This is a genomic window from Acinetobacter colistiniresistens, assembly GCF_000413935.1.
GTDB lineage: Bacteria > Pseudomonadota > Gammaproteobacteria > Pseudomonadales > Moraxellaceae > Acinetobacter > Acinetobacter colistiniresistens.
On sequence record NZ_KE340379.1, the window covers coordinates 29496 to 51564 of the forward strand.

General features: G+C 40.1%; 16 protein-coding genes and 1 tRNA gene. 13 read left to right on the forward strand and 4 right to left on the reverse strand.

The window, feature by feature from the left end; genetic code table 11:
- Positions 1–163 precede the first annotated feature (163 nt).
- Positions 164–1777 (reverse strand): phosphoethanolamine transferase, encoded by a 1614-nt coding sequence (locus F907_RS13175; RefSeq protein ID WP_016651588.1) that lies wholly within the window; start codon positions 1775–1777, stop codon positions 164–166.
- Positions 1778–2106: 329 nt separating this feature from the next.
- Here F907_RS13175 and F907_RS13170 point away from each other — a divergent pair, with 329 nt between their 5' ends.
- From F907_RS13170 to F907_RS13160, 3 genes are all read left to right on the forward strand, one after another.
- Positions 2107–5211, forward strand: a complete 3105-nt coding sequence (locus F907_RS13170) for an efflux RND transporter permease subunit (RefSeq protein ID WP_005269690.1) — start codon at positions 2107–2109, stop codon at positions 5209–5211.
- 289 nt (positions 5212–5500) lie between these two features.
- On the forward strand, positions 5501–6838 hold the full coding sequence (mgtE, locus tag F907_RS13165; protein ID WP_005269694.1) for a magnesium transporter: 1338 nt from the start codon (positions 5501–5503) through the stop codon (positions 6836–6838).
- A 77-nt stretch (positions 6839–6915) separates the two neighbouring features.
- Positions 6916–7509 carry a DUF4112 domain-containing protein gene (locus F907_RS13160; RefSeq protein ID WP_005269696.1) on the forward strand — a complete coding sequence of 198 codons (594 nt, stop codon included), beginning with the start codon at positions 6916–6918 and terminating at the stop codon, positions 7507–7509.
- A gap of 59 nt (positions 7510–7568) precedes the next feature.
- Here the strand turns inward: F907_RS13160 and htpX are convergent, their stop codons facing one another.
- Entirely contained in the window at positions 7569–8474 is a 906-nt protein-coding gene (gene htpX / locus F907_RS13155) for a protease HtpX (protein ID WP_004660837.1), read from the reverse strand.
- A 217-nt stretch (positions 8475–8691) separates the two neighbouring features.
- Positions 8692–9573 carry a lytic transglycosylase domain-containing protein gene (locus tag F907_RS13150; protein WP_016651589.1) on the reverse strand — a complete coding sequence of 294 codons (882 nt, stop codon included), beginning with the start codon at positions 9571–9573 and terminating at the stop codon, positions 8692–8694.
- A gap of 497 nt (positions 9574–10070) precedes the next feature.
- Between F907_RS13150 and ttcA the strand changes: the two genes are divergently transcribed.
- Positions 10071–10976, forward strand: coding sequence for a tRNA 2-thiocytidine(32) synthetase TtcA (gene ttcA, locus F907_RS13145; protein ID WP_005243687.1), 906 nt, complete (start codon positions 10071–10073; stop codon positions 10974–10976).
- Positions 10977–11172: 196 nt separating this feature from the next.
- The gene (locus F907_RS13140; RefSeq protein ID WP_004651955.1) at positions 11173–11556 is read left to right on the forward strand and encodes an SCP2 sterol-binding domain-containing protein; all 384 of its coding nucleotides are present in this window, start codon (positions 11173–11175) and stop codon (positions 11554–11556) included.
- Positions 11557–11610: 54 nt separating this feature from the next.
- Here F907_RS13140 and F907_RS13135 read toward each other — a convergent pair whose 3' ends face one another.
- Positions 11611–12720, reverse strand: coding sequence for an MltF family protein (locus F907_RS13135; RefSeq protein WP_005269701.1), 1110 nt, complete (start codon positions 12718–12720; stop codon positions 11611–11613).
- Positions 12721–13092: 372 nt separating this feature from the next.
- Here F907_RS13135 and greB point away from each other — a divergent pair, with 372 nt between their 5' ends.
- From greB to F907_RS13100, 8 genes are all read left to right on the forward strand, one after another.
- Positions 13093–13581, forward strand: a complete 489-nt coding sequence (gene greB / locus F907_RS13130) for a transcription elongation factor GreB (RefSeq protein ID WP_016651590.1) — start codon at positions 13093–13095, stop codon at positions 13579–13581.
- 96 nt (positions 13582–13677) lie between these two features.
- Positions 13678–13767: transfer RNA gene (locus tag F907_RS13125), tRNA-Ser, on the forward strand.
- 700 nt (positions 13768–14467) lie between these two features.
- On the forward strand, positions 14468–16984 hold the full coding sequence (locus F907_RS13120; RefSeq protein ID WP_016651591.1) for a hypothetical protein: 2517 nt from the start codon (positions 14468–14470) through the stop codon (positions 16982–16984).
- 420 nt (positions 16985–17404) lie between these two features.
- Positions 17405–18253, forward strand: a complete 849-nt coding sequence (locus tag F907_RS13115) for a YagK/YfjJ domain-containing protein (protein ID WP_016651592.1) — start codon at positions 17405–17407, stop codon at positions 18251–18253.
- Between the two features lie 127 nt (positions 18254–18380).
- Complete coding sequence (locus F907_RS18365) at positions 18381–18647, forward strand: hypothetical protein (RefSeq protein WP_016651593.1); 267 nt, start codon at positions 18381–18383, stop codon at positions 18645–18647.
- A 17-nt stretch (positions 18648–18664) separates the two neighbouring features.
- Complete coding sequence (locus tag F907_RS13110) at positions 18665–19699, forward strand: DUF932 domain-containing protein (protein ID WP_016651594.1); 1035 nt, start codon at positions 18665–18667, stop codon at positions 19697–19699.
- Positions 19700–19852: 153 nt separating this feature from the next.
- Positions 19853–20887: a YqaJ viral recombinase family nuclease gene (locus tag F907_RS13105; protein ID WP_016651595.1), complete on the forward strand. Its 1035-nt coding sequence runs from the start codon at positions 19853–19855 to the stop codon at positions 20885–20887.
- A gap of 242 nt (positions 20888–21129) precedes the next feature.
- Positions 21130–22041 carry a recombination directionality factor gene (locus F907_RS13100; RefSeq protein ID WP_016651596.1) on the forward strand — a complete coding sequence of 304 codons (912 nt, stop codon included), beginning with the start codon at positions 21130–21132 and terminating at the stop codon, positions 22039–22041.
- Positions 22042–22069 lie beyond the last annotated feature (28 nt).

Genomic DNA, 22069 nt, shown 5'->3' on the forward strand with positions numbered 1-22069 from the left:
ATCAGTTTTTTATTTAAGCCCTTAGTGTGAAAGCTAAAGTTCTCAAATAAATGACAATTTGATGATGCATTTGTGAAAATATCAAGAATTTTATTGCGAAGCGGGATTTCCTCATTAGAAAATCCAGTTTCTCTTAGATAAAACTGGATTTTCGGGGCACAGATTAAGTTTTTTGCTTCCAATAGGGCCAATTGATCTCTGGTGTAAACTGATAGTTTTTATCTTGCCAGTACGATTGATGCGGGGATGATTTATCTTTTAGTCCCATGATATGCATGAGGTTATTATCGAGCTCAGCAGTATTCAAGATTTTGTCTTTATTGACACCTGTGACCTGTAAGTGATCAGACCACATGATCACAGGCACTTGATAACCTGCTTTGGTATTCGGGCTATGTCCAGCATAGTCAATTTCATGACCAACTTCATTGCCATGATCCGACACAACGGTGAAAGATCGAAAGTCTGGTACCCTATCAGTTTGCAAAGCATCTAAAAATTTGGCGAGTAGAGAGTCTTCATATAAAACGGCATTATCATAATCATTCCGTAACGAACGTACCCATGGATCAATCTTACGACTTTTAAGTTCACTCTCTACCTGATCATTACTGGCGCTGCTAAATTTATTAAATGCCGCAGGATATCGCTCTTGGTAGTTTGGATGTGCACCAATCAAATGAAGAATAATTAGTTTTTTGGGATCTGGATCTGCAAGTGCCTGCTGATAATCGGGAATTAAACTTTCATCTAAAGAGGTGCTACTCCGGCCAGAACGGGTATTTTTATAAATGGCTTTGTCGGCATAAGAACCAAATAATGACGATAAATAAGTATCATCTTGGTTGCTGAGCCAATAGATTTTATAACCAGCAGCACGTGCATAAGCCAAAATACTTTCAGGTGAATATTTGTCATGTTCAGCGGCTGGACTTTCTGTCAACAAGACTCGCAAGGCGTTAATAGTTGAGGGCGATGGAGAAAAGGCATTACAAAATACCTTGATTTCGGCCAATCGTTTTGCCAGTTCAGGGGTGGTATCCCGTGCATAACCACACACCCCTAAATTTAAGCTGGTGAGACTTTCTGAAATAACCAAAACATGGGTCTGCTTGCCAGCAGCTTGTTGGGTCAGTTTCAGATTCTGCTGAGCACTGACGTCCCACTGCTGATGGACATCTTTATGCTGTTTAATTCGGTCTTTGAAATCCTGTATTTTAGTTTGGAACTCTGACCAGAAGATTATAGGGTGTACTTTCCGTGATGGTTTCATCAGATAGCTGGTCACAGCCAGTAAGACAAGCAGAATAATGCAGCTACGATAAAAATAACTTGCCCAAAGTTGCTTGAAGTGGATAGGCTTCACGAGTTTAAACACTGAAAAACTATACAGGGTCAGTAGACCGAGTAAAGCAAAAACCACAGCGGCAATACTGAGCAGATGCAGCTGTAAGAACTCCCAGATTTCGTGATGATTGGTATTGGCAATTGCTTCAATAATGAAATAGGCTTCATTATCACTATTGAATAAAAACCAGGTACTGGAACGCAGCAAAACGTCTAACCAAGCAATAAACCACCAAGCAACGGTGAGCACATACCAATATACTTTTTGGCGAGTAATTGCTAAATAAATGAGCAATATACCTGGTAAAGATAAACAGCCTAGCCTCAAACCATCGGATAAATTACCTGCGATAATGAGCACGCCACCTGTGATGAGTGCGGGCAGCAAAATTAGCAGCAGAATATTCAAGTTTTTTAAGCTGGCCTTCATATGTGCCTAATACAATGGGGAGGGGAAATGAGCGTGCTAATATCGGTTTAAGTGTGAGACCTGTCAATTACAAATTGAGAAGTATTTGATTGCACAGCAAATTAAAGTGAACATTACAGCTAGACTGTTCAAATCGTGAAAATTCAACGCAAGAATTTGTGTTGAAGTCGTTCAAAATCCATCATTTCTCCTCAATTCTCGCTTTTTGAAATGATATGTTAAGAGGGATGGTGTTTGCCTGAAAGCTCGGTAATGATCATGGACTGAGCGTATTTGTACTTATCGTATTTTTGAAAAAATTGACTGTTTCAACAATGGAATGAACAGCCATGTTATCTAAGTTTTTTATTCATCGCCCAATCTTTGCCAGTGTCCTAGCAATCATTGTTATGGCTGTTGGTTTATTTGCAATTTTGAAGTTACCTGTAGAACGTTATCCCGATATTGCACCACCACGAATCACGGTTGCTGCAAACTATAGTGGAGCGGATGCTCAAGCGGTAGAAGATAGTGTTACTCAGGTTCTAGAACAACAGATTAAAGGTATTGATCATCTGCTCTATTTCAATTCGAGTAGTGATGCCAGTGGTAATAGCCGAATTAGCCTGTTCTTTGATCAGGGGACAGATCCCGATCAGGCACAGGTGCAAGTCCAGAATGCAATTAATGGTGCGATCAACCGTTTACCTGAAGATGTACAGCGACAAGGGGTGAATGTTCGGAAATCCTTAAGTGATTCTTTTATGGTGATCGGTCTGGGAGATAAATCAGGACGTTCAACCAATTTAGATATTTCAGATTATTTAACCAATAACTTTGAGCTGAATCTCAGCCGAATTGAAGGCATTGGGGAAGTGAGCGTATTTGGCTCGCAATATGCCATGCGTATTTGGCTGGATCCACAGCGTCTGGAACGTTATCAATTACAAGTAAGTGATGTCCGTACGGCACTTGAAAACCAGAATGCGCAAGTGGCCGCTGGTGCAATTGGAGATTTACCAACAACGGATAACCAGTATTTAAACGCCAAGGTAACTTCGGGTTCACTGTTACGTACACCTGAACAATTTAAAAATATTATCGTCAAAGCCAATACAGACGGCAGCTTTGTCTATTTAAAAGATGTCGCACGGGTTGAAGTCGGTGCTGAAAATTATCAAGTCTTTAACCGTTTAAATGGTTATCCTGCTTCAGGACTTTCACTGTCCTTGACCGTCGGTGCCAATGTGATGCAGGTGGCCGATGCGGTCTATAAGGAAGTTGCCCGTTTAGAGAAAGCATTACCAGAAGGTTATTTTGTGGTTTATCCACGTGATGATACACCTTTCGTGAAAGAGTCGATGTCACAAGTGGTGTCTACCTTGATTGAAGCCATTGGTCTGGTGGTCTTGGTAATGTTTATCTTTTTGCAGAACTGGCGAGCAACCTTGATTCCAGCAGTCACGGTTCCTGTCGTCATTCTCGGAACCTTCGCCGTGTTAGCGGTTTTAGGGATGAGCATAAATACTCTGACCTTGTTTGCGATGGTACTGGCAATTGGTTTGTTGGTCGATGACGCGATTGTGGTGGTAGAGAATGTTGAACGTCTGATGCATGAGCAGCAACTCAGTGCCAAGGAGGCCTCAGTTCAGTCCATGCATGAGATCAGTGGGGCCTTAGTCGGGATTACCTTGGTTCTCACTGCTGTATTTATTCCAATGTCGTTCTTTAGCGGCGCGACAGGCATTATTTATCGTCAGTTCTCGATTACCCTCGTGGTCGCCATGGGGCTTTCATTACTTGTGGCGTTAATTTTGACCCCGGCACTTTGTGCCATTTTATTGAAACCGCAGCAGAAGCAGGCACGTTGGGCGATCAAGTTCAATCAGGGCTTAGACTATGTTAAAACGCGTTATCTCAATGTTTCACAAAAAGTCATTAATTTAAAAGCTATTTCGCTGTTGGGTATCGTGCTACTGATTGGCTGTTTTACCTGGGTTTATCGTGATCTGCCAACCAGCTTTTTACCACAAGAAGATCAGGGCTTATTAGGGGTTCAATTCCGTTTACCGGAAGGGACACCGATGAGCAAGACCGAAGAGGTCGGAAAACAAATTTCAGATTATTTCCTTGAACATGAAAAAGCCAACTTGAATGGTGTCATGGTGATTCATGGGCGTAACTTTTCAGGAACAGGACAAAATCTGGGGCAGGCTTTTGTTTCATTGAAACATTGGAATGATCGCAAAGGCACAGAAAACAGCGCTCAGCAGATTCGTGCGCGTGCAATGAAGTATTTTTCACAAAATAATCAAGCGCGTATTATGGTGTTGATGCCTTCGGTCATCCGTGGTCTAGGCAACTCTGACAAAATGGAGTTCTGGTTACAGGATACCAAAGGTCTGGGGCGAGAAAGTTTATTGAATTCTTTCAAACAGCTACAACAGCAGGGCAATGCGCTAGGCTCAGTCGCAAATCTCGATAAAAAAGGCAATGATGATCAGGCAGTACTGAATATCAAAATTGATCATAAGGCGGCAATGATTCATGGTCTCAATGTCAGTGAAATTAACCGCACCCTTTCGACGGCGTGGAGTGGCAGTTATATCAATGACTTTATTGATCGTGGGCGTATTAAACGGGTCTATTTACAGGGTGATGCGCCATATCGCTCTAAGCCTGAAGACCTGAACTATTGGTATGTAAAAAATGCCAATGGTCAAATGGTGCCATTCTCACAATTTAGCCAGATTGCTTGGCAAGGTGCACCACCAATGTTAGAGCGCTTTATGGGCTATCCTGCGATCAGTTTAGAAGCAGATGCAGCCAATGGCTTTAGTAGTGGGCAAGGCATGCAAGCAATTCGTGGCTTAGTCGATCAAATGCCTGATGTGGGGCTGGAATGGAGTGGCTTGTCTTATCAGGAACAAGAATCCAGTAATCAGGCGATCTGGTTATATTTAGTCTCTGTTGCCTTTATTTTCCTCTGCCTTGCAGCACTCTATGAAAGCTGGTCAATTCCATCAGTGGTGATGGCGGCGATTCCACTCGGGATTGGAGGAACAATTTTATTTAGTTATTGGTTTGGTTTCGCCAATGATATCTATTTCCAGATTGCACTGCTGACAACCATTGGTCTGTCCTGTAAAAATGCCATTTTGATGGTTGAATTTGCAGCAAGCTTGCAACAACAGGGACGAAGTGCGCTGGAAGCTGCATTACAAGCAGCAGGCCTTCGTCTCAGACCAATTCTGATGACCTCAATTGCCTTTGGTGCGGGTGTGATCCCCTTGATGTTTTCGAGTGGTGCAGGCGCATTAAGCCGGCAGGCGATTGGTTATAGTGTATTTGGTGGGGTCGTGTTTGGCACTATTCTGGTACTGATCTTTATTCCATTTATGTATGTCTTGGTCAGAACCCTATTTAAACCAAAAGCGAAAATTGAAACTGCTTAAAGGCAGTAAAATTAGCAGTAGAAATGAACAATTAGTGCCCTGCATAGCGGTTCGAATTGTTCATTTTTGTTGTCTAAGTTGAGAATATAAAAAAATATTTGTAGTATTGCCGTGCCGTATAAGCGGTTGAATGAGGATTGATTGCCTACATGGACACCCAGAGTTGTAATTTTTCAAGAATTACACATTTTTGTATTTCCCAAAATCTGAATGAAGACCATTACTCGACAGTAAAATAATCTGTTGTATTTGGCTCTTCGTTGCAGATAATTGTAGTGAAGAGGCGGATATGAGCTACAACAATTTTTTATATTTATTAAATGATGCGTTAAAGAATAATCATATTGAACTTGCATTGGCATCGGTTAAAACTTTTCGGGCCGTTGATATTGCGGATGTATTGACACAATTGTCGGTAGAACAGAGTCAATTACTACTGACGCATTTACCTGAACGCGCTTATGTTTTTTCTTATCTTCCTCCCCATGAACAAGCCAAACTTGCTCAAACCATGCCAAGAAATATTTTGGCTGAAATTATTGGGGAAATGTCATCGGATAAACGGGCTGATGTATTCAAGCGTCTGGATGAAGAGCAACAAAATGCACTATTGCCCGCATTAGCGCAGGCGGAACGAGAAGATATTCGTCAGCTTTCATCCTATGTGGAAGGAACCGCTGGGGCCATCATGAGCTCGGAATATGCCACGCTCAAACCCGATATGATGGTCAAAGATGCGATTAAAATGTTGCGTCTAGAAGCACCAGATACGGAAATGATTTATTTTGCCTATGTGCTGGATGAAGCACGTAAAATTTTGGGTGTTTTGACTTTAAAGCAGTTAATTCTTGCACCTGAAGAGCAAAATATTAATGAACTGATGGAAACCAATGTCCTGACAGCCTATGTCGATACCGATCAGGATGAGGTGGCCAAAACCATTGCCCGTTATGATTTACTGGCCTTACCGATTATTGATCATCAACAGATGATGGTCGGAATTGTGACTTATGATGATGCCATGGATGTGGCGAGTGAAGAGGCAACCGAAGACTTCTTGAAAGTTGGTGCGGTCAATGCATCGTCCAAACTAAGCATTAAATCGGCTCCTATTCTGCAACTCTATCAGAAGCGGGTATTCTGGCTGGTCTTTCTGGTTTTCGGAAGCTTGTTGTCAGGGCTTGGGATTGCGCACTATGAAGATGTGATTGCACAGCATCTGGTCTTGGTGTTTTTCTTGCCTTTGTTGGTGGGAAGTGGCGGTAATGCAGGCTCTCAATCTTCTACCTTGATGGTTCGAGCTTTGGCAACAGGGGATGTCCAGTTTAAAGACTGGTTCTATCTACTTGGGCGCGAAAGTCTGGTAGCTTTATGTCTTGGCGGAACGATGGCCGTTGCGGTTTCCTTGTTGGGGTATTTCCGGGGTGATGAATTGGTCGCTTTGGTACTGGCCCTGAGTATGATGGGGATTGTGTTAATGGGCTGTCTGATTGGCATGAGTTTACCTTTTATTCTGAATAAAGTCGGTTTAGACCCTGCCAGCGCTTCTGCACCTTTGGTGACGTCGATTTGTGATGCTACTGGGGTAATTGTGTACTTGTTTATTGCATCGATGATTTTATTCTAGACCGTAATAATAATTGTACCGACAAAAGTTCAAAACTACTTTATTCTCAAGCATAAACATTGTTTTAGGTTAAGTGAATGACTGATCGATCACAACAAAAAAAATTAACTCAACAGCAAGCTATTGCTGTTGAGCGTGATTTAGCAAAATTCGCCAACACCATGGACAGTCTGGTTCGGATTCCATTTACCAAACAAGGCGTGGGGGCGGATGCTGCACTGAGTACCATTCCTTTTGCCGGTGATGTCGCAGGTTTTGTTTTAACGCTATACGCTTTTAAAAAAGCCCGAGAAGTCGGTGTTCCACAGCACAAACTCAAGGGTGTGGTGAAGCTGGCGATTATGGATATGTTAGTCGGCTTTATCCCGATTATTGGTACGGTATTTGACGTGTTTATCCGCCCTAGCAGAAAGACGCTTGAGATTGTACATGCGCATATCCGTGAGGAATATCAGGTCCACAGTGATATCCATGTGGTTCATCCATTCCTGCATGAGTCACTTGAGCAAAAACAGAAAACTTCTGCCTTTTGGCGTAATCCAGTGGTGAGCTGGATCTGGTTGCGTATTCCCGATTTATTGGGGATTGCGGTATTGATTTTATTGGTAGTAGCGCTCTGGGCAGGCTTGAGTTATCTGTGGCAATTTTTCCAATCTTTCCACGCATCTTGATGTATTCCGAATAAAATAAAGCCTCCAGAATGGAGGCTTTATCATTTATCTGATACTGATTATTGAACGTTTAATTGCTGTAATGCTGCAACACGCTGTTCAATGGTTGGGTGGGTTTGGAAAAGAGCCGCTAAGCTAAAGCCTTGTTCCTTACCTTCCGCAATCGCAAATGCTTTCATTTCTTTTGGCATTTGATCTGGCATTTCTGATTCTGCTTGTAAGCGAAGCAGGGCAGAGATCATTGCTTGTTTACCTGCTAAACGTGCACCGGCTTCGTCTGCGCGGTATTCACGTTGACGAGAGAACCACATCACGATGGCAGAGGCCAAAATACCAAAGACGATGTCGAGAACAATCGTAATGGCAAAATAAGCAAGTCCTGGTGCTTCACCATCTTCACGACCAAAGACATTACGGTCGATGAAGTCACCTGCAATACGTGCAAAGAACATCACAAAGGCGTTGACCACACCTTGAATCAAGGCAAGCGTGACCATGTCGCCATTGGCAACGTGACCAATTTCGTGAGCGAGTACTGCACGAAGTTCATCTTTGTTCATACGCTCAAGTAAACCCGTAGAGACGGATACTAGCGCATCGTTTTTATTCCAACCTGTCGCAAATGCATTGGATTGGTAAGAAGGGAAAATACCTACTTCAGGCATTTTAATACCTGCACGTTGGGATAATTGAGCCACTTCTTGTAATAACCAAGCTTCTGCTTGACTACGAGGTGCATTTGGGTCGATTAATTCAGTTCCAGTGGTTTTTTTAGCCATCCACTTCGACATGAATAAGGAAATTAAAGAACCCACCATACCAAAGACAAAACAGACGACTAATAGGTTGCCTAGATTCAAGCCACCCGCGCCATGGTAACTACCGACACCGAAGAGTGACAAGATAATGCCAGCTACAACCAGTACCGCGAGGTTGGTAAGCAAGAACAAACCAATCCGCATCATTGAGAAAATCCTCTTATAAATTAAAACTGATCTGATTTATAAATTATAAATCATAACGCTAATATGCAGGGCGAACCCTAAAAATTCAAGCAAAAAATAGGCGTAGATACATTTAGCCTATAAAACAGTGAATTGAATGTGAAACAAGGACTTAAAGGAGATTTTGTACAAAAAATATCAGATAAAATCATCCCGTGAGAATAATGCCCCGGAATTGTTAATTACTGAAATGTATTCGGGCTGAAGCGGTGGCATTGGTGGTGGTATAAGTGCCTGATGGGGCGTCGGTAAAGGTACCATCCGCCAAGGTAATAATTTGGCGATTATATTGTTTTTGCGCAGGAGGTGCTGCTTCCACAGCTTCATTGGTAGGGGCGGTATAATTTGCCGATTGAGCCAAGACTTGGCTATTGGTCGCAGCATTGTTTGAATTGTTGAGCGAAGTGCCGAGACCCGAGGCATAGAGATTTTGATAACGGCTAGTGACGCGACGGACGTAATCTTGTGTTTCACGAAATGGTGGAATGCCGCCATATTTATCAACATTGCCTTCGCCTGCATTATAGGCTGCGATCGCAAGTCGGGTATCGCCATTAAAACGTTTGATTAACCAACTGAGATAACGTGCGCCGGCAAAGATGTTCTGCTGTGGGTCATAGGCATTGTTGACATTAAAGCGGCGTGCTGTTGCAGGCATCAATTGCATCAAGCCTTGAGCACCCACAGGGGAGCGCGCATTGATATTGAAACCCGATTCGGTATGCATCACTGCCTTAATTAACCCTTCCGAGACACCGTGTTGTTGCGCTGCTTGGCGAATCAGGTGATCAAAGGCATTTTTATTGCGACTATAGCTGGGTAAGACAGAAGCTTCACTTGTGCCCCAGTTACTATAACTATGAATATTGCTGTCAGGGTAATACGTCGCTTTAATCACTTTTAAGTGACTGTACTCGGCTTTTTTCTTATTGGTGAGTAGCGTGGTGCCATTATTGTCTTTAAATTGGTAAATGGTCTGCCCAGCATGACTAGACACTGTACTATTAAAAAAACCGATTGATCCCAGACAAAGAGCAAAAAAATAAGTTGTTTTGTTCATCGTTATAATATTCACGAAAGGATGAGCATAAGTTCTATTCCGAAGTTTAACAAAAAAAAGTAAAAAAAGAACTTTTGCTACAATTTTTTTATTTTTCACTGTCAGACAAAAATCAAGTCAATTTGTTCGAATGTTCAGCAAAAAAAATTAAAAAAAAATTTTTAAAAACTAAGTCTTGACTTATATAAGTCATTGTTTTTAAATTGATAAAATAGGTGGTTAAAAAATGATCAATCTAATCGGAAGCCTTATTTTAAGATAAAAACACTTTGTCAATAGCTAAGAAATCCACAAATTTATCCACAGCTTTTGTGGACAACTGTGGAAAAGTTTGAAATATAAGCAATCCAGCGCCTTTTGGATTATTTTGGTCAGAATTTTACCAGTATGAAACTCAAATATGACGATTGAAAGAAATTGAAAAATTCTTTAGATGCGCATCTTTTCGGAATGAGATAAAATCTTGCGGTATTTTTGTTTATGAGTAAATCACGTCTATGTACGCGCCAGTGGAGTCCAATCAAGGATTTAATTTCAAGCCAGAGCTTCCGACAAGTTCGGCGTATTATCGCCTGTTGAAGAAACTTCGTCGTCAGGTTGGGCATGCAATTCGTGATTACAACATGATTGAAGATGGTGATAAGGTCATGGTATGTGTGTCTGGTGGTAAAGACAGCTATACCTTGCTGGATATCTTGTTGCAGTTTAAACGTATTGCACCGATCAATTTTGATATTGTGGCGGTGAATCTGGATCAAAAACAGCCAGGTTTCCCTGAAGATGTTTTGCCACGCTATATGGAAGAAAACAATATTCCATATTACATCTTGGAAAAAGATACCTATACCATTACTAAGCGCCTAACCCCTGAGGGTAAAACCTATTGTGCGGTGTGTTCACGCTTACGTCGTGGTTCGTTATATGGTTTCGCTCAAGAGATTGGCGCAACCAAAGTCGCGTTGGGTCACCATCGTGATGACATCATGGCCACTTTCTTTTTGAATTTATTCCATGGTGGTAGTTTGAAGGCGATGCCGCCAAAACTTCTTTCTTCAGACAAAAAGAATATTTTGATTCGTCCTTTGGCCTATGTCGAAGAAAAAGACATTATTAAATATGCTGAGTTACGCCAGTTCCCGATCATTCCGTGTAACTTATGTGGTTCACAAGAGAACTTGCAACGCGCCATCATTAACGACATGTTACGTGAGTGGGATAAGCAGCATCCAAAACGCTTACACAGTATCTTTGGTGCACTACAGAACGTTTCTCCATCACAACTGGCGGATCGTGAATTATTTGATTTCGAAGCGTTGGATGGCCAACGTGAATTTGATCTGAAAGATCCAGAAGAGATGAAAAACCGTCTGGATGTGGTCAATCTGAGTTTTGCTGCTGAGTAAAGTGTAAAACTTTTTGAAAAGGTACTTGTTAAGTACCTTTTTTTTATAAAAAATTTAAAAATTGAATCCTGCGTACAAAAAATCATAGCCTAAAATAAAAATTACATGCTATAACAGGGCACAAGCAAATTGCTTCATGTGATGTCGTCTGGATAGATGGCACAAGAAATTGAACAAATACATTTGAGGAATAATCATGGCTGCATTTTTAACTGATGATTGGTTTGCAACTGTTGAAAAACTGACTGCTGAAGCTGGTGATTTAAACTTGCCACCTGCACTTGCGAATTTAGCGATTAACTTGGTTGTAACAGATGCAGCTGGTAATACAGAGTTGGCTTTAGATGCGGGTAAAATCCAAAAAGGTTTATCTTCAAATGCTAAAACGACTTTGAACATGGATGCTGAAACATTACGTAAAGTATTCTTAGAGTTTGATATGGCTGCTGCAATGCAGGCATTCATGACAGGCAAAATCAAAGTACAAGGTGATATGTCTCAGCTGATGGCTTTACAAACTGCTAAGCCAAGCCAAGAGCAAAAAGATTTATTCAAGAAAGTTCTTGAGCAAACTGCTTAATTTCTCTCTTCATAAAAAAAGCTTACCCTGAGGTAAGCTTTTTTTTCATTTAATTTAGACATCTACACGGTTGTTAGTTTTGAGATGCTCTAAATAGGTACGAATACGGGTAACGTATTGAACAGCCTGTTTATAACGACCATTACGTGCCTGATTACGCTGTAAGTGATCGTACAGGTTAACCCACTGGTTCGGATCTTTACCTTGCGCACGGATTCGTTTTTGAATCTGGCTAACTGCACCTGGGCCCATATTGTAGGCAACCAATGCATACCAGTTACGGTCCGGATAAGGGACGTTAGAAAACTGATCTAACATCAGATCAAAGTATTTGGCACCGCCTTGAATGCTTTGAACAGGATCGGAGCGATTACTTACTCCCATTGCTTGCGCTGTACTATTGGTCAACATCATCAAACCACGGACACCAGTGGGAGAAACTGAAGTCGGTTTAAGATAGGACTCTTGATAGCCAATCGCTGCAAGTAAGTGCCAATCTAAATTGTATTTAGAAGCGCTCTGTTTAAAACTGGCTTTGTAAATTGGTAAACGTTGCTTCAAATCTCTTTGAATGGTTGACCAAGACTCAGGCTTAACCACATTACGGTTATAGAATGAGGCCAATTGCTGTGTCATACCCGATTGTTTACTTTGACAGATAAAACCACTGGCAGTTAGTGTGAGTGGGTCATCCGCTTGTTTAAACACCCAATTCAATTGAGGGTTTAAACCATTTTTACTCAAACTTGCTTGATCACCACAGCTCGCTGAAAATGAAACCAGTTGTTTATTTTCAATTGCAGCCAGATTGGCAGTTGTCATGGCAATGTTTGCTTTACCTTGTGCAACCCATTTCAATGCGGTGGCATTGTCTGGAACGGTTTTGAAATCGAGTTTTACATTTAAGCTTTGTGCATATTTGCGCGTTAAATCGTATCCAAAACCATGTAGGAATTCATCTTCTTTGAAGACGGTTGTTGGGTTTTCAACAGCAACCACCGTTAAGACATTCGTGTTCACAACGGTGTTGTATTGATGTGATTTTTCAGCATTCAAGCTATTGAACGGCAGGATTGCAACACCTAAGGCCAAAGCTTGAAAAGGTCGTTTGGAAGATAAAGAGTTAAGGCTAGGCCTCGACCCAGAACTTGAATTACTGTGCATGTTGTCTCCGCTACAGGTAATTTATGCCCAAAAAGTTAAGTAAAACAATGCCTTAACTTTTAAAAGTTGATAAATTCAATAAGGGGTGGGCAAGTCATGAACGTCATTCAAAATGACATTAATTAAAGGGAAAATAATGCAAATGTTTCACAACATTTACAAAGTGTATAAAAAATAAACAAAAACAAACTTAGGGGCGCATATTAAGCGGCAAAATAAAGAATGTCAAATTTTGTTCAATAAAAAAGCGAGAGTTGCATCACAAACCTATGATTCGAAAAAGAATAAAATTTATACACTTTAGTCGTGGTGAAATAAGGAATACAATGCAAAAACTTGTAAATGGACTGTTGTATTCACGTATTGGGGCTTATGAAATCGAATTTAATTACGCGTACTGGACATGACCTATTGGTTGCTGAGTTGAAGAAACTTTGGCATGAGGAGCGGCCTGAAATTACCAAGAAGGTAAATTGGGCGGCAAGTCTAGGTGATCGTTCAGAAAATGCGGACTATCAATACAATAAACAATTATTGAGAAAAATTGATCGTCGGGTTCGCTATTTAGGAAAACGTTTAGAAGAATTAAAGATTGTAGATTATGTGCCTGAGCAAGAGGGCAAGGTCTATTTTGGTGCCTGGGTTGAAATTGAAAATGAGACTGGGGAGCAAAAAAGCTTGCGTATAGTCGGTGTCGATGAAATTTATGATCACCATCCCCAGCATATCTCGATTGAATCACCGATGGCACGCGCATTACTCAGTAAACAGGTCGATGATGAGGTTGAAGTACATACACCATTGGGTAAAAAACTGTGGTATATCAACTCAATTCGCTATGAAAAGCCTGAAAATGCATAAAAAAACAGGTTGTTGAGTTTATTTTGAGCATTTGATGCATGTTTTTAAATAAAAGATTTGCCAAGTCGAACTTTTATTTATATGATAGCCGCCATTGGAAGCGTGGCAGAGCGGTTTAATGCACCGGTCTTGAAAACCGACGAGGGTGTGAGTCCTCCGTGAGTTCGAATCTCACCGCTTCCGCCAAATATCGAAATAAGCCCTTGTTTTTACAAGGGCTTATTTTTTATCTACACTTTTGTCCCACAATGTAACCCACATTAAAATTCTGATTAAATCAATGGTAACTGGATGAAATTGGTAGCCTTTGGACAGTTGCTTAAAGTTGCAAGTTGTTTATCGTACTTCAAAATAAAAAACTATATTCAGGTCTTTAGCATCACTTTGACTATTTATTATTTCATTGATTCCAAGCTCCATTCAGCCTTTTATAAATCACATGTGTTTTCTTCCTGTTAGTTAGGAGAGCAAGCAGTATTGTGTTGAGACTGTGCTATAAAGCCCAAATTAAAAATTACTATAACCAAAATCTCACTATTGTCCGAACCACCACTTTTTATCAAATTGTCTGGTCATGCTAGTCATTATTCTCATACCTGACTTGTTTTATGTTTGCCCATTCTTACTGAACCACAGCGTTACAGGTGTGGTTTTCTTATGCCTATTTTTGGCGTGAACCTTTCTCAAATACCCCTTATTTCTTGCCAAAATTTTAAGAAATAAATATTAAAAAATTAATATTTAGAACATTGAATTTCATGAAATATAGATATTTAATTTAAGGTATAGAATTTTAATATTTTTTATAAAACTCTTTCCAATAGGTACTTTCAGTACAATTTTATGTTATTTTTTAAATTTATTGTATAGAAATGAGTTGTTAAAAGTGCAGAAACTATGGTTGGGAATTGATGAAGAGTTTTTCCAAAGAGTATTTGCGTACTTAAAAAGTAAGTTTGAAGTTAAATTTTCTGCTTTAAATGCTACGCAAAAAAATACGGGGAAATATATTTATCATGAGAGCATCGTGGCTCTAGAAAGTGTGCATGAGGTTCTTCGAAAAATTGAAAATGGATCTGCTCCAACCAGAGAAGACTATGAAGAGGCACTCAAGCAAAATAATGATGGGCGACAAAAAGAAATTATAGACTTCTATAAAAAGTTGGCTTTGCTCAATGATAGTGAGTTCGATGCTTTTGAGCATTTTCGTCGTTTTTACTACTTTGATTCAGTGATTAGTAGTTATTCAGTCTTCTTGGATCAATATGTGAATCCTGACTTCAATGAGGATAAGTATCCTAGGATAGATCGAAACAATAACCTTGGTAAAATTACTACTAATGACAAATTGTCTAGGATGGTAGGAGCATGGGATAAAAAAAATTTTAATGCGAATATGGTTTTTCAATTTATTGAAGGTTATCAGGCATGGTTGTCATTACCACCACCCAGTGCAGAGATAGTGAAAGACCGCTATCATTCGATTCGTGAAACTATTAATCAGCAGAATGATTTGTATAAAAAGCTTTTGCGTGATTATGAAGAATTAAATACGAATGTTAATAAGATTGGCATTAGTGTCGTAGATATTGTTTTACCATATAGTCTAGGTGATGGGGATCACTCTGAATTGTTATCAACTCAACAATTAGTGGGCTTTATAAATTGGTTGGAATATGCGTTTAGCAGGGATCAAGGGCTATTGTTCATTGTCAATCATGCTTACGCCAGAAGTAACAATTACTTTGTCTTATCTTATTTATTCCTCTATAACGCCAAGATCCATAAAAACTCAACAGCACTATCGATACTAATTAAGGAAAGCATATATCGATTTTTTAAAGGGAATGATGAGCAGGTAAAAGTTATAAATCGGGAGGGGATGATAAAAAAATTATATCCAAATGAAACTTTTACAGGGGTACTATCATCAAAAAAAGAAAAAGAAGCCTTTCGTGATAAATTTTTGAAGTATTTCTTATCCAGTATTTTTCTTATAAATTTTGAAAAAGATGAGGACTTAGAGTATCTGGAAGCTAGTAGAAATCTCACATTGAATAACTATAGATTCTACAAGGAAAAAATATTAAATGATGCTCATGTAGCAGAGTATAAGTTTGCAGCCTCTGAAGAGGAAAAAGAAAAAAAACCAAGAATCACTCATTTGAGTCAGTTGGTTGGTAGACGCATTGAAAAAGATAAATTTTTTGGCAATAAAGAATTACCAAAAGATGCAATTTCACAGCTTCAATTGATGAAATTTCTATATATGCAGCAAGGTATTGAGAAAATGTCTGAAAGAACCATAAATGACCTGATGCGGGTTGAGTCATTTTTGATGAGATTGATGTATTTGCCTGTTTATGAATTTAGTAAAACATACACGCAAAGGGATTTTTATCCTACTCCTGCATTTGCAAAGTTATCGTTGCTGTTCCAGCAATTTTTATTGATTTTAGAAATGAGGTGCTTTGAAAATGAAAAGGTATTGCCAAAAAAATTAATAAGTAAAGCTATTTCCTTTATTGATTGCTTTAGTTACTATTTAGAGAAAAACTATAAGATTCACGAAATTGCTAATTTAAAAAAAGATTTAGAGCGCTATAAGAATGGGCGATTGAGATCAATGATTCAGGAAGAACGAATAGCATTACGAAAGTGTAGTAAAAAAGCTGAATCCATTCAGGAGTATTTGATCAAAGTACTTGATAAAGATGCGGTTATACTTCGCTTTATCTTTAAATGTGGTAATTTTGAACAGCATGAAGCCAACAAATTTGATGAGATGTTTAGGGATTATACCAATAATCTTAAACGTCGTTATACTGAGGGCTTCCGTCTTGAAGGGTATGTTGGCGCATACATTCCTCATGGATACGAACATTACATTGATGCAACACTGATTTTCCAGAATGATAAAAATACAGACAATAACATTAGATACTTAAAAGCGTCTGTGGCTCAATATTGGAGAAATTATGTTGAAAATAAAGGGAAGCAAATTCAGGAATATAAGAAAAGACAAAAAAATTCCAAGCTTCAAAGTGATGCTAATCCGTTTAGTTGTTTTGAAAATCAACAATTAATAGCTCGATCCATAGAGATAGTTAAAACTGAAGCTGTATTGAATCAGAGCTATGTGGAAATATTTCAAGGGCAAAAAAAACTTCAGAAGTTATTTATTGAAAAAATATCCCTTTACTACGCTTACAGTCCTATGATCTTGGTAGTACCCGATGACTATGAATTATTACCTCGTAAAAATTGCCTGATTCTTGGGCGAGTACGTTCGGCACACCCCAAAAAGGACAATCAACCTGTCTCATCATCTCCAGATGAAATAGAGGAATTTGTAGAAAAAGAAATAACCTCTGAGCTGATGAGTGATGACAGCTCTGGATAAGGTTTAAAAACTTGTGCAATTGTGATGACTTTCTTGGGCTAGAAAAGCCGTAACTATTGTTTCTACGCTAGCTTAATTTATGAGGAGGCAGTAAAGCCATCTAATGGTTGAAGAGCCATATTTCATCAGGGGTTTTGGGGCTGTCTCATCAATTATTTTCCATACCAAGAATTAGAAAGTATGGCTAGGATATAAATTTAATTATTATATAAATATTTAATAAACAATGGATTAAGTAATAGTCCAATCAAGTAATCCCAAGAGTGATAACTATGAGTTCTCTATTTTTATAGAATTTAGTGTTATTGGCAAATTGAGTAATCGAGTCCTAAGAACTCCATAACTGACCAGTTAGATTTTTGGGTAATTAAATACAGTGACATCTCTCCTATGACTTACCAGCAAATAGGAGATACATACATGAACCATAGTGAACTATTGATTAAGATTGAAGACCTGATGTTGTATATCTGCTCAGGAAAATGTTATTGGAAAGATGTTCAATCTGAATTGGAAGATTATCGTAAAAAAGCCATAGAAATTTATGATTCTGACATTGAATACTCTCCGTTGTTACAAGGCTATTTTGATCTGATGTCTATTGAACGTTCATGTAGTTTTGGAAGAGCAACAAACTCAAGCAGATCACTATTTCATTCTAAGACTGATTTCAAAAACTTCTGTGATGAACTTTTAGATGAGCATGATCGTTTCATTAACCGACATAAACGACAACGGCAACGTAATTTCAGGGCATTAAAAGATGAGTTTGAAGACCTGCTAGATAATCATTGTAAATTGCTACTGGTACGTGTAGACGTAGGTTATCTATATGAAGCTGACACAGGCATTCGTCAATTTGATGCTGACCTTAACATTTTGCGAAGTCGTATTCGTGACCGTCGAAAATGTTTCAAGGGTGTACTTGCTTATTCATGGGCAATTGAACAGGGGCGAGCTAAAGGCTATCACTGTCATTTTCTTTTTATCTATAATGGTTCGATCCATAGGCGTGATGGGTACTATGCTGAAGAGATAGGCAAGACATGGATGAATATTACCCAAAATAATGGTTTTTATTTTAGCTGTCATCGAAAAGGTCATAAGGACAGTTATCGCAGGCAAGGCATTTTAGGTATTGGGATGATTTATCGGAACAATAACGATGAAGTGAAAAATGCTTTGAACGCTATTAGCTATTTGGCAAGGGCTGAGAAGAAAGACCAATATTTAAGAGAAAAAATTAAAGGGATGCGTTGCTTTGGATAAATGTTGATTCCAAAAATTCATAGATATACATCATTAACATGAAGATTGAATGTTTTCTTTTTCCCTTACATTCAAAAACATAGGCTTGCCGATCGGTAAGCCTTTTTCATTTAATAAGGATTATCTTATGAATATTACATGCCCATATTGCTACTCTGAAAATATTAGCCGCTCAACATCAGCATCTAGACGTTCTAATACTTATGGTTCTATGGCTGGTGCAGGAGTTGGTACGATGATTTCTAAAAGCTTGCCTATACCGATGTCACCATTATTGGGCGGATTAATGGGAGCAGTTGTAGGAGGGCTAATTGATAGTTTGACACAGCCCTCACAGCCACAGCAGCCTACCGCTTATTTCCACTGCAACAATTGCCAGTGCAATTTCAACTAGGGACAGGAGAAATCATCATGGCACATCAACTTGAACAAATGGCGTATGTCGGTGAAACCCCGTGGCATGGACTGGGTAATCAACTCAGTCCACATCAACCGATTGAAGTCTGGGCACAGCAGGCAGGCATGGATTGGCGTATTGAATCATCCAATGTGAGTTACATGGCAAAGAATGATCGGGGACAAAGCATCATCCTGCCTTATGAGGAACAGCGTGTCTTATACCGTTCTGATACCCATGCACCTTTATCGGTGGTCAGCCAACGCTTTCAGGAAGTTCAACCCAAAGAAATCCTTGAGTTTTATCGTGATCTGACTGAACAATCAGGCTTTGAACTGGAAACCGCAGGCGTTCTTAAAGGTGGCAAGAAGTTCTGGGCTTTGGCACGTACAGGACAAAGTACAGCCTTAAAGGTCAAGGATGTCAGTAATGGCTATATTCTTCTCGCTACAGCATGTGATGGCACACTTGCCACAACTGCACAATTTACCAGTATCCGTGTGGTGTGTAACAACACGCTGGCAATTGCCTTACGTGGACAGAATACCAGTGCAGGCGTAGTCAAAGTTCCACATAGCACCCGATTTGATGCGGAAAAGGTCAAACAACAATTGGGTATTTCAGTACGTGCATGGGATGAGCATATGTATGAAATGAAACAACTCAGTCAGCGTAAAGTCACCCAACAGGAAGCGGCAGCCTACTTTGATGTGGTATTTAACAATACCAGTCTAAGCATTGCCGAACAGGATGACAGCATTATCCAGTTCTACCGTAATGTGGCAAATCAAGACAATGCGACCAATAAAACTGAACCGAATGGACGAGCCATGTCCAAAGTCATGGATATCTTTAATGGTCAGGGACGAGGTGCAGAACTCAGTTCAGCCAAAGGTACAGCCTATGGTTTGCTGTGTAGTATCACTGAGTTTGTCGATCACGAACGTCGAGCCATGAGTACCGATCACCGACTGGATTCTGCATGGTTTGGTACAGGTGCAGCCATGAAACAGCGAGGACTGGAACAGGCGTTAAGAATGGTGGCTTAACTTTAGTTGGATTTGAGTCAATCAAATTAGCCTAAGCAAATACCCATTGCTTACTCTCTATTTTCTTCTACCCAAAAACTCCCTTTTGCCACATCGCCCTGATGTGGCTTTTTTTATGCCGCAATTTTAATTTTTACAGACATGGAGTATCTAATGAACCATATCGTTGAGCCACAAACCAGTAAATCCAAACCGTACAAACCTTATCTTAATCGTGCTAAACGGCTTGCCAAAACTAAAGGCATGAACCGTGAACAATGGCTACAAGTTAGAAAACAGGGGATTGGCAGTAGTGATGCCGCAGCAGCCTGTGGACTTAATCCCCACATGAGCATGTTAGAGCTATGGATGATTAAAACAGGTCGGATGCAAACCCAGCCAGATCAACCAACCCAAAACAGTTATTCACCTTTATATTGGGGCAATCAGCTTGAACCTTTAATTGCCAACTATTACCAGCACAAGACAGGTCATAAAGTGCGTAAGGTCAATGCAGTTTTACAGCATCCTGATCCTGATAAATACTTTATGCTGGCAAATCTGGACTATACCGTTGTGGGCTGTGATGAAGTACAGGTTTTGGAATGTAAATCTGTCGGTGAATGGGGAACCAAACTGTGGCGTGATGGTGTACCTTTATACGTGATTATTCAGGTACAGCACCAACTGGCAGTCACAGGCAAACAGGCAGCCCATATCTGTGCCTTGATCTGTGGACATGAAGCCAAGATATTTAAGGTTGAACGCAATGAAATTGTGATTGAGCGAATCATGGCTTCCGAACGGATATTTTGGAACTGTGTGGAAAGTGACACACCGCCCAGTGTTGATGCTAGTGAATCAGCCGCCAAAGCCCTGCAATTGCTTTACCCACAACATATCCCTTTACAGACCGTTGATTTTTCTAGTCTGGAAGGTGTCGATCAATTGTTTACTGATCTGTTGCATGAGGAAAAACAACTGAGCCATCACCAAACCCGATATGACTATATCAAGCATCGGATTCAGGTATTAATGAAAGATGCCGAGAAAGCCATCTTTAGTCAGGGAAGCGTGATATGGAAAAAATCCAAAGACAGTACCGTGCTAGACCAAAAGGCATTGTTACAGGCACAGCCCGAACTTCTGCAACAGTACCCTCAATCCCGTACAGGTAGTCGCAGATTTAACATTTATCTACGTTCCTAAACACCAATCGTAATACCCCTTAAACCTAAAAAAGCGCAAAGCAACCCCCACTTGCCCTCCCTCCAAATTACAGAGAAAGGACGTTGGAGCAGCTTTGCGTCAATCTGGGATGCACACAATCTCTTATGACCAATAAATAACAATAGGGGATTGATTAGGCTGAACAGGAATAGGTGAAGAGGTAGTGCTTTACGGTAAATATCGTAATTTCGTAAATATTTAACCATACAAGGAATTAAAATATGATTAAAGGTTTAGCAATTACCCCACCTGTGTTGGGGCGTATCAGTATTGGTAAAATCGTTGAAAAGAATGGCAAGCGACTGCCTGAAAAGGATGACCAATTTACCATTACCAGTCAGATTCAAACTAAGGATGGCTGGGTCAAACACCCATTAGATGAACAGCTTAGAGCTAAAGCCCAAAATGGAAAACTCCGAACCATTCCAGTAAGGATGATTTTTAATGAACCTGAACTGAACTTACGAGCTGAATATACCTTGTTTGACCGACAGACTGGGCGACCAGTGTGTACAGGTAATGGGGAAACTTGCCAGCGACTCGGGCAGAGCGGCATTGAGCAACATCCTTGTCCATCACCTGATCTATGCCCACTGGCACAAGGTGGACTCTGTAAGCCTTACGGTAGGTTGTATGTCAATCTGGATGAATCAGATGAGTTTGGCACATTTATTTTTAGAACCACAGGCTTTAACAGTATTCGGACACTGGCAGCAAGGCTGAGTTATTACCATGCGGCATCAGGTAATTTACTGTCCTGTTTACCATTACAGCTCACTTTACGAGGTAAAAGCACCACGCAAAGCTATCGTACTCCGATCTATTACGTGGACTTAACTTTACGTGACGGTGTGAATTTACAGGATGCGATTGTTTCAGCCAAGCAGATTGACCAACAAAGCAAGGCAGCAGGCTTTTATCAGGAGGCGCTGGATTTTATAGCCAAACAAGGCTATGGCAATACCAGTTTTGAGATGAGTAGTGATGAGGGACTGGATATAGTGGAGGAGTTTTATAGTGATCAGCAAAATGCTGTTGAGGTACAGCCTGATTCAGCATCTGTTCATCAGGGAATGGATGATGCCGTAGAAATAAAACAGGGACTTCGGCAAAGTGTGCGGGCTGTAAATTAGGTCAGCGTTATTGGCAGAAAAATACAGA